This is a genomic window from Corynebacterium sp. MSK041 (assembly GCF_030232265.1).
GTDB lineage: Bacteria > Actinomycetota > Actinomycetes > Mycobacteriales > Mycobacteriaceae > Corynebacterium.
This window is the reverse complement of sequence record NZ_JASPJK010000016.1, coordinates 20,272-28,883: the sequence shown is the minus strand read 5'-3', so window position 1 is coordinate 28,883 and position 8,612 is coordinate 20,272. Positions and strand designations below refer to the sequence as shown.

The window sequence follows — 8,612 nt, the reverse complement described above, 5'->3', positions numbered from 1 at the left end:
GTTCTTTGGCATTGGGTAACCGAACCACCGCTGCTTAGCACATTGCGACAGCCACACCGTGGATTGAGCGACGATGGCCCAGATATACGCCTGCAGAGCATATACTTTTGGCGTTAATGCAGGTCACCTACTGGAAATCGCCCAATTCAGACACACTTTTTGACCCTTAAGCCAAATGCCAGGTCACGGGGTTTTCGCGTTTTTGGGGTGCGGGCGGGGTGTCAGATTTCTCGGATGAGAGCTCCGAGCCCCAGGGGTGCGGTTTGACTATCGCGGCGCGCGCGGCGCAAAACACCAGGTCGCGGATCGGGCTTCGGCACGATAGTCAAACTGGAGTATCGGGCGGACGTTAAGGGCCGTAGCACTACCCATCGAACGCCGTCATGGCCAAGTAGGCCTCCGAGAAATGCGCGGGGTTGTCCAGGCTGATCTCGCATAGGTTCTGGATTTTCTCGATACGGGTGCGCACGGTGTGCCGATGCACGCCGAGGGCGTCGGCGGTGTTGGCCAGCTGGGCGCTGTGGCGGAGAAAAACGGCGAGGGTTTTCTCCAGGTCAGTGCCGTGGATGGCATCGTGTCTGGCTAGGCGGCCAAAGATTTCTTCGCGGCGGGCGGCCAGAGCTTGGGTCACAGCGGGCTCATGGAGCCACGGCAGCGTGGAGTCATTGGTGTAGGAAACATCCCCAGGGCGGAGGGTGCGGGTGCGAGCTTCGAGCTGATCCACGTGTTCAGGGGTGAGGCCGGCAAGGACCACGGGGCTGCCCGCGGCAACGCGCACACGAGAGCGGTGTTCGCCGAGGTCATCGAGCACATTGCGGACATTGACTTCGGGGCGGACAACCAGGAGGAATGCTGTTTCAGTCAGGTGTAGGGCGTGGAGCAGTTGATCGCGTTTGTGGGCCTGCCGGTCGAGGGTGCCTAGGACTGTGTGCATGGCCCGCCGCGATTGGGTGGCGATGACAATCGGGCGGGCAAAGCCATCAGCGTCCACGGGGGCGTCGACGCTGTCGGCATAGAGCTCCTCAGCGTCCTTAATGCCCAGTTGGATGCGTAGCGCATAAGAGTTGATCTGGTTGTGTACCCGCCGGAGTTGGGCTGGCCGGGAAAGCAGTGCTGCTGCCAGTCCGGCGTAGTGGCGGATGAGTGAGCGGTTCTCCCCCGTGATCACGCGCGTGGAGGTGACGTCCACGGTGTAGGGCTGTTGGGTCTCGGAGCTGATTTTGTATGTGGTGGCGTAGGTCTTTTTCATCGCGTTGTAGCTGCGGGCTACTTGTTCGGCGATGGTGCGGCCGTTCGCGTCGGAAATTGCTACGCGCGCTTCGAGGGACTCCGCAACGTCGCGGGTGAGCGCTTTCATGTCGCCGGAAATGGCGGTGCGGGTGAGTTTTTCCTGCGCCTGCAAGAGTTGCTGTTGGGCGTAGGCGCGTTGGTGTTGTTCGGCGGTGGAGCGACGGTGTTGTTCTTCGTAGACAGCGCTGACAATGCGCGAAAACGGCACGGGGCGTGACACTTCGTACAGGCCAATGTTGTGTTTCCGGGCGCTGTCGATGACGGGTTGGGGAACAGTATCAAAAACATCGCTGATGCCAAAGCCCACGGCCACGGCACCTTGTTCGGCGAGGTGCGCGATGTAGGTAGGGAGCTCCTCGGCACGGTCACGGAAGGCGGCGCCGACGGTGAGCACGAAGGATTCGGGCTGGATGAAGTGCTCGGGGGCTTCCAGCTCGTTGGTTTGTACGACGGAGAAGCTGGTAGTGCGTGCGGAGACAATTTCGGTGACGCCGAGGTGAGAATTTTTGGTCAAAAAACTAAAAGGAAACATCCCACAATCTCCATCGTGTACAAGTTTGGTCTTGTTTTTCGCCACACTGTACATGACGGACATCACCTTCTTCCCCACATACTGGTTCGGCAACACTAAGTCCACTAAGTCCTCAGTACAGAAGGAGTGATCATGCAAGACCTCACCTACCGCCTCCCGCAGAAGCGCACCATCACGAGCGCACCCACGGAGGGGGACAATGCCCACCTGGACGCGCGTCGCGGGCACGCTGTCGCGCGGGCATTGGTGCCCGGCCTTCCGCGTTACATCGTGGATGGTGATGGCGGGGTGCTTATCGACGTCGACGGGAACTCCCTCATCGACTTCGCCTCCGGCATCGCCGTGACCTCGGTAGGTGTGTCCAATCCGCGCGTGACCGCTGCTATCACAGAGGCGGCTCAGAAGTTCACCCACACCTGCTTCCTGGTCACCGGCTACGAAGGTTTCATCGACGTGTGCGAGAAGCTCAATGAGCTGACCCCGGGCGACTTCCCGAAGAAGACTGCGCTGTTCAACTCCGGTGCGGAGGCCGTGGAGAATGCGGTGAAAATCGCCCGCGCGCACACCGGCAAATTCGCCGTGGCCACGTTTGATAATGCCTACCACGGCCGTACGAACTTCACGCTTGCCATGACGGCCAAGAACAAGCCGTACAAGACTGGCTTTGGCCCGTTCGCCTCCGATGTTCACCGGCTGCCCATGTCCTACCCGCTGCGTGATGGCCTGTCCGGCCAGGAGGCAGCTGACCGCGCGATCCGCGTGCTGGAGGGTCAGATCGGTGTGGAGAACCTAGCGTGCGTGGTCCTGGAAACCATTCAAGGCGAGGGCGGCTTCATTGAGCCGGCGGAGGGCTTCATCCCGGCCATCCTGAAGTGGTGCCGCGAGAACAACGTGGTCTTCGTGGCCGATGAGATCCAGGCAGGCCTGGCCCGCACCGGCGAGATGTTCGCCTGCAACCACGAGGGTGTGGAGCCGGACCTGATCACCTCCGCCAAGGCGCTTGCGGACGGCATGCCCCTGTCCGCTGTGACCGGCCGCGCCGAGATCATGGATGCTCCTGGCCCCGGCGCGCTGGGCGGCACGTACGCCGGAAACCCGCTGGCCTGTGCGGCAGCGATGGCTGTGTTTGAGGAGATCGAGGAGAACGATCTGTGTGGTCGCGCCCGCGAGATTGAGGCCATCATCCGCACCCACCTCGAGCCACTGCTGGCATATGAGGAGGTCAAGGATGTGCGTGGCCGTGGCGCCATGATGGCCATTGAGTTGGATACGGCAGAGCGCACCGCAGCTGTGGCTAACGCCTGCCGGGAGCAGGGTGTGATCACCCTGACCTGTGGTGTTGATGGGAATGTCATCCGTCTTCTGCCACCGCTGGTGATCCCGGAGGCGCTGTTGAACGAGGGGTTGGAGATCCTCGTGGCCGCGTTGAAGAACACCTTCTAGCCACTGCGTACACCCAAGGAGTGACACGATTATGAGCTTGTTCAAAGATCCTCAGCTGCCCACCGATCTGCCGCTGGATCCCCGTGCAGATACCTCCGCACGCCGTGAGCATTTTGATGTAGTGAACCCTGCCACGGAAAAAACCATTGCGCACGTGGTGAACACGGAGGCGGAGGATTGGCTTGGGGCGCTTGCTCGGGCCGTCGAAACGCAAAAAGCCTACGTTGCGTTCACGCCGCGGAAGAAGGCGGACATTTGCCACGCGATCTACAAGGAGATCATGGCGCGCCAGGAAGAATTCGCGCGCACGATGACCCTGGAGATGGGCAAGCCGCTCATTGAGGCACGTGGTGAGACAGCGAATACGGCGGATTATTTCCGCTGGTTCGGCGAGGAGGCCGTGCGTATCCCGGGCCGCTACGCGCAGTCCCCGGCAGGTGCTGGTGACATTGTGGTGACGCGCACCCCGGTAGGCCCGGTGCTGGCCATCACTCCGTGGAATTTCCCGCTGGCTATGGGCGCGCGCAAGATCGCCCCGGCGCTGGCTGCTGGTTGCCCGGTGCTGGTGAAGCCCGCCGCGGAGACTCCGCTGTCCATGCTGTTGCTGGGCCAGGTTATCGCTGATGTGCTGGAGCGTTTCAGCGCCCCGCGGGACCTCATCCAAATCCTTCCCACCACCCACGCCGCGGAGCTGTCCGAGACGTTGATGGCGGATGCCCGCCTGCGCAAGATCACCTTCACCGGTTCCACCGCAGTGGGCAAGATCCTCATGCGGCAGTCCGCGCAGAACCTGCAGCGCGCATCGATGGAGTTGGGGGGCAACGCCCCCTTCGTGGTAGCGGAAGACGCGGACATGGAGCTCGCACTCAGCTGCGCTATGCAGGCGAAACTCCGCAACGGCGGTGAGGTGTGCGTGGCAGCCAACCGCTTCCTCGTGCACGAATCCATTGCCAGTGAGTTCACGCAGCGCCTGACCGAAAAGATGGACAAGGTGGTCATGGGCAACGGCCTGGAAGAGGACACGACCTTGGGCCCCATGATCACCGCCGCGCAGCGTGAACGCATCCATGCGCTGGTCACCGAAACGGTGGAGGCCGGCGCCACCGTCCACCGTGGCGGCGAAGTGCCGGAGCAGACCGGGTACTTCTACCCGCCGACCGTGCTGAGTGGCATCCCAGCGGATGCACGCATCCTGCGCGAGGAGATCTTCGGCCCGGTAGCCACCGTGAGCACCTTCAGCACTCTGGATGAGGCGATTGAGAAAGCCAACGATACCGAGTTTGGTTTGGCGTCCTACGCCTTCTCCGAGAACGTGCACACATGCCAACGCTTTGCCAAGGAACTCGCCGCCGGAATGGTGGGTATCAACCGCGGCATGATCACCGATATTGCCGCCCCGTTTGGTGGCATCAAGCAGTCCGGCTTCGGGCGCGAAGGAGGTATCGAAGGCATCGAGGAATACCTGGACATCCGCTACATCGGCTCCTAACCCCTGCTCACCACCAACCCACAGAAAGGGCCACACCCATGAAACTCAGAGTGTTTGAGATTGCAATGGCTTTCGTCGGCGTTCTGGTCGGCGCAAGCTTTGCCTCCGGACGTGAATCGCTCCAGTACTTCGTTGCTTTTGGTAACTGGGGCCTGCTCGGTGCGTTCATCACTTCCCTCGCGTTGACGCTCACCGGCTTTGCCATGCTGCAGCTGGGTAGCTACCACCGCGCGAAAGAACACACCAGCGTGTTTGACGCTATCTCCGGGCCGATCGTGTCCAAGATCCTTGATGCCGCGACCCTGGTGTGCTTGTTCTGCATCGGCTTCGCCATGTTCGCCGGTGCGGGCGCGAACCTGAACCAGCAGTTCGGTTGGCCGGTCTGGGTCGGCGCGACCATCATGCTCATGCTGGTTCTGCTCACTGGTCTGCTGGACGTGGACAAGGTGACGGTGGCCATTGGTGCGATTACGCCGCTGATCATCGTCATGATCGCCATTGCCACCATCTGGACCATCGCCACCGCAGAGCCGGACTTTTCCACCCTGCACGAGCAGGCAACACAGATTCCTACCACCCTGCCTAACTGGTGGGTAGCTGCCATTAACAGTATTGGTCTGCAGATCATCGTCGGTGTGTCCATGGCCATCGTCATCGGCGGCAACCTCTTTGACCCGCGTGAAGCGGGATGGGGTGGCCTGGCTGGCGGTGCTTGCTTCCTGCTCCTGCTGGCCATGTTGGTCACCTCCCTGTACCTCAGCGTGGACACCGTCCAGGACAATGAGATGCCCACGCAGGCCATGATCACCGCGATCAACCCAGCGCTCGGCCTGGTCATGACGTTTGCCATCTACGGCATGATCTACAACACCGCGATCGGCATGTTCTACGCCTTTGGCAAGCGCCTAGCCCGCAACAAGCCGAAGAACTTCTACCCCATCTACGTGGCCACCGTGCTCATCGGTTTCGTGCTCAGCTTCATCGGCTTCAGCAACCTCATCGGCTGGGTGTACCCGATCCTGGGCTACATGGGTCTGCTCATCATGGTCATCATCGGTTGGGCGTGGTGGACTCACCGGCACGAGTTGAAGAAGGAGATCTCCCTGCGCAGGGAAGCACGGAGGCTTTTGTTCTGGCACGGCAGCGCCGAAGCCGTACCGGATTCTCAGTGGAACATGCTGCAAGACTCCGCCCGGCGCTCCAATATTGAGGATGACAAGTTCATCGAAGAGTTGGAGCAGGCAACCCAAGCCGCGAAAGACACCAAGAAGAACTAGGTAAGGACAACATATGGCACTCCAACAACCACAAGGTGGCCCGCTGCAGGGCATTGTTGTGGCGGATTTCTCCCGCGTCCTTGCGGGCCCGTACGCCACGATGCTGCTCGCGGACTTGGGCGCCACCGTGATCAAGGTCGAAGGACCAACCGGCGATGACACGCGCCATTGGGTTCCGCCGAAGCGCGGCGACGTGGGCACGTACTACCTGTCCATCAACCGCAACAAGAATTCCATCAAACTCGACCTGAAAAACCCGGATGACCTGGAAACGGCGTACGCGATCATTGACCGTGCGGACGTGCTCATCGATAACTTCCGGGTGGGCAGTTTGGATAAGTTCGGGCTGGACCCGGAGAGCGTCGAAAAGCGATGGCCTGATTTGATCCACGCGAAAATCACGGGGTTCGGCTCGCGCGCTGGCTCGCAGCTTCCGGGATATGACATGCTCATTCAGGCATCGAGTGGATTCATGTCCATGACGGGTTCGCCTGATGGGCCGCCGCAAAAAGCAGGTTATGCATTTATCGACGTCCTCACCGGCCTCCACACCACCGTCGGCATCCTCGCCTCCCTGCTGCGACGCGAACGCTTCGGCGGAGGCGGCGAAACAATCCGCACGAACCTGCTGTCCGCGGCACTGTCCTCCATGGTCAACATGAGCTCCGCCGCCGTCGCATCCGACGCGGAGATGACCCGCACGGGCAACGACCACCCGTCGATCTTCCCGTACGGCCCCTTCCCCGCCAAAGACCGCGAACTGGTCATCGCCGTGGGCAACAACAAGCAATTCGGAGTGTTCGCCGAAGGCCTCGGCGCGCCCGAACTCGCCAGCGACCCCCGCTTTGCCACCAACGAACAACGCAACACCAACCGCGAGGAACTGCGCCCGATCCTGCACGAACTGCTCGCCGCGAAGGACGCGCAGGAATGGATCGACCTGTTCCGCGCCAAGGGCCTTCCCATCGCCCCGATCCTCACCGTGCGCGAAGCCGTGCACTTTGCCGACGAACTGGAACTGGAACCCGTGGTGACAATCCCCACCAAAGACGGCAGCGACGAAATCCCCTTCGTATCCAACCCACTGGACATGAGCTCCGGCGCAATCCAATACACCAAGGCCGCGCCGGGCCTCGACGAAGACCGCGACGACGTCCTCGACTGGATCTCCAACACCCCCACCAAATAACCCCCCTCATTCTCGAAAGGACCCATCATGACTTTTGCAACCGACCTGCTCAACTTCGACAGCCTCCTCTCCCCCGACGAGATCGCATGGCGTGACGACGTCCGCGCCTTCGTCGAAAGCGAAATCAAGCCCCACGTTGGCCAGTGGTACGAAGACGCACACGTCCCCTTCGAACTGATCCCCCGCTTCGCTGAGAAAGGCATGATCGGTGCCCACCTCTCCGGCTACGGCTGCCCTGGCCGCTCCGCCGTCGACTACGGCCTGGCCATGCTCGAAGTCGAAGCCGCAGACTCAGGCCTGCGCACCATCTTCTCCGTCCTCGGCTCCCTGGCCATGACCTCCATCCACCTCCACGGCACCGAAGAGCAGAAGGAAAAGTACCTGCCCAAGATGGCCGCCGCGGAACTGCTCGGCGCTTTTGGTCTGACCGAACCCACGGCTGGTTCCGACCCCGCCTCCATGACCACCCGCGCCACCTACAAGCCGGGAGAAGGCTGGGTCCTCAACGGCGAGAAGCGCTGGATCGGCCTGTCCCACTACGCCGACCTGACCATCATCTGGGCCAAAGTTTCCACCGCTGACCTCGCTGCTGCTGGCCTCGACGGAATCCCAGAGGGCCGCGAAGAAACCGTGGCTGGCTTCATCGTGGAAAAGGGCACCCCCGGCTTCAACCCGCAGCAGATCGACCGCAAGCTGTCCATGCGCGTGTCCACCCAGGCACACATCTACCTGGAGAACGCCCTGGTTGGGGAGGACAAGATCCTCGCCGGCCGCTTCGGCCTCAAGGCTCCGCTGATGTGCCTCAACGAGGCACGTTACGGCATCGGCTGGGGTGTCCTGGGTGCTGCGCGTGACTCCATCGAATGCGCACTGGCCTACGCCAAGGAGCGCACCCAGTTTGGCAAGCCCATCGCCGGCTTCCAGCTCACCCAAAAGAAGCTGGTAGACATGGCAATCGGCCTGAACCAGGGTTACCTCCTGGCCCTCCACGTTGGCCGCCAGAAGGATGCCGGCACCCTGGACATCTCCGAGATTTCCGTGGCCAAGCTGCAGAACACCCGCGTTGCCATTGAAATCGCCCGCGAAGCCCGCACCATCCTCGGTGGCAACGGCATTCAGCACGAGCACTCCCCCATCCGCCACGCCGCGAACCTCGAGTCCGTGCGCACCTACGAAGGCACCGATGAGATGCACACCCTCATCCTCGGTCAGAAGATGACCGGTTTGAGCGCCTTCGCCTAGAGCGCTGTCGCGCCCGGGTTCTGGGCCGGTTTCGAGAAATCTGACCACGCGCGAAAACCCCGTTTCCTGAAATGCCAGGTCACGGGGTTTCGCGATTTTGGGGCGCGAGCGGGGTGTCAGACTTCTCGGATGGGCCCTCTGGGGCTCAGG

At 61.6% G+C, this 8,612-nt stretch carries 6 protein-coding genes; 5 read left to right on the top strand and 1 reads right to left on the bottom strand.

The features are described from left to right. Positions 1–364: 364 nt before the first annotated feature. On the bottom strand, positions 365–1,804 hold the full coding sequence (locus tag QP968_RS10170; protein WP_284856303.1) for a helix-turn-helix domain-containing protein: 1,440 nt from the start codon (positions 1,802–1,804) through the stop codon (positions 365–367). 150 nt (positions 1,805–1,954) lie between these two features. On the opposite strand from QP968_RS10170, the gene gabT reads away from it, so the two are divergent. From gabT to QP968_RS10145, 5 genes are read left to right on the top strand one after another with little or no spacing between them, the layout of a single operon-like run. Continuing rightward, positions 1,955–3,265: a 4-aminobutyrate--2-oxoglutarate transaminase gene (gene gabT / locus QP968_RS10165; protein ID WP_284856302.1), complete on the top strand. Its 1,311-nt coding sequence runs from the start codon at positions 1,955–1,957 to the stop codon at positions 3,263–3,265. A gap of 31 nt (positions 3,266–3,296) precedes the next feature. After that, the gene (locus QP968_RS10160) at positions 3,297–4,754 is read left to right on the top strand and encodes an NAD-dependent succinate-semialdehyde dehydrogenase (RefSeq protein WP_284856301.1); all 1,458 of its coding nucleotides are present in this window, start codon (positions 3,297–3,299) and stop codon (positions 4,752–4,754) included. Positions 4,755–4,792: 38 nt separating this feature from the next. Beyond that, the gene (locus tag QP968_RS10155; protein ID WP_284856300.1) at positions 4,793–6,031 is read left to right on the top strand and encodes a YkvI family membrane protein; all 1,239 of its coding nucleotides are present in this window, start codon (positions 4,793–4,795) and stop codon (positions 6,029–6,031) included. A 13-nt stretch (positions 6,032–6,044) separates the two neighbouring features. Beyond that, positions 6,045–7,220, top strand: a complete 1,176-nt coding sequence (locus QP968_RS10150) for a CaiB/BaiF CoA transferase family protein (RefSeq protein WP_284856299.1) — start codon at positions 6,045–6,047, stop codon at positions 7,218–7,220. Positions 7,221–7,247: 27 nt separating this feature from the next. After that, positions 7,248–8,462 carry an acyl-CoA dehydrogenase family protein gene (locus QP968_RS10145; protein WP_284856298.1) on the top strand — a complete coding sequence of 405 codons (1,215 nt, stop codon included), beginning with the start codon at positions 7,248–7,250 and terminating at the stop codon, positions 8,460–8,462. Positions 8,463–8,612 lie beyond the last annotated feature (150 nt).

Excerpts from the sequence above, each read along its gene's own strand:
- gabT (WP_284856302.1), top strand. The coding sequence starts at position 1,955 with ATGCAAGACCTCACCTACCGCCTCCCGCAGAAGCGCACCATCACGAGC.
- QP968_RS10160 (WP_284856301.1), top strand. The coding sequence starts at position 3,297 with ATGAGCTTGTTCAAAGATCCTCAGCTGCCCACCGATCTGCCGCTGGAT.
- QP968_RS10155 (WP_284856300.1), top strand. The coding sequence starts at position 4,793 with ATGAAACTCAGAGTGTTTGAGATTGCAATGGCTTTCGTCGGCGTTCTG.
- QP968_RS10150 (WP_284856299.1), top strand. The coding sequence starts at position 6,045 with ATGGCACTCCAACAACCACAAGGTGGCCCGCTGCAGGGCATTGTTGTG.
- QP968_RS10145 (WP_284856298.1), top strand. The coding sequence starts at position 7,248 with ATGACTTTTGCAACCGACCTGCTCAACTTCGACAGCCTCCTCTCCCCC.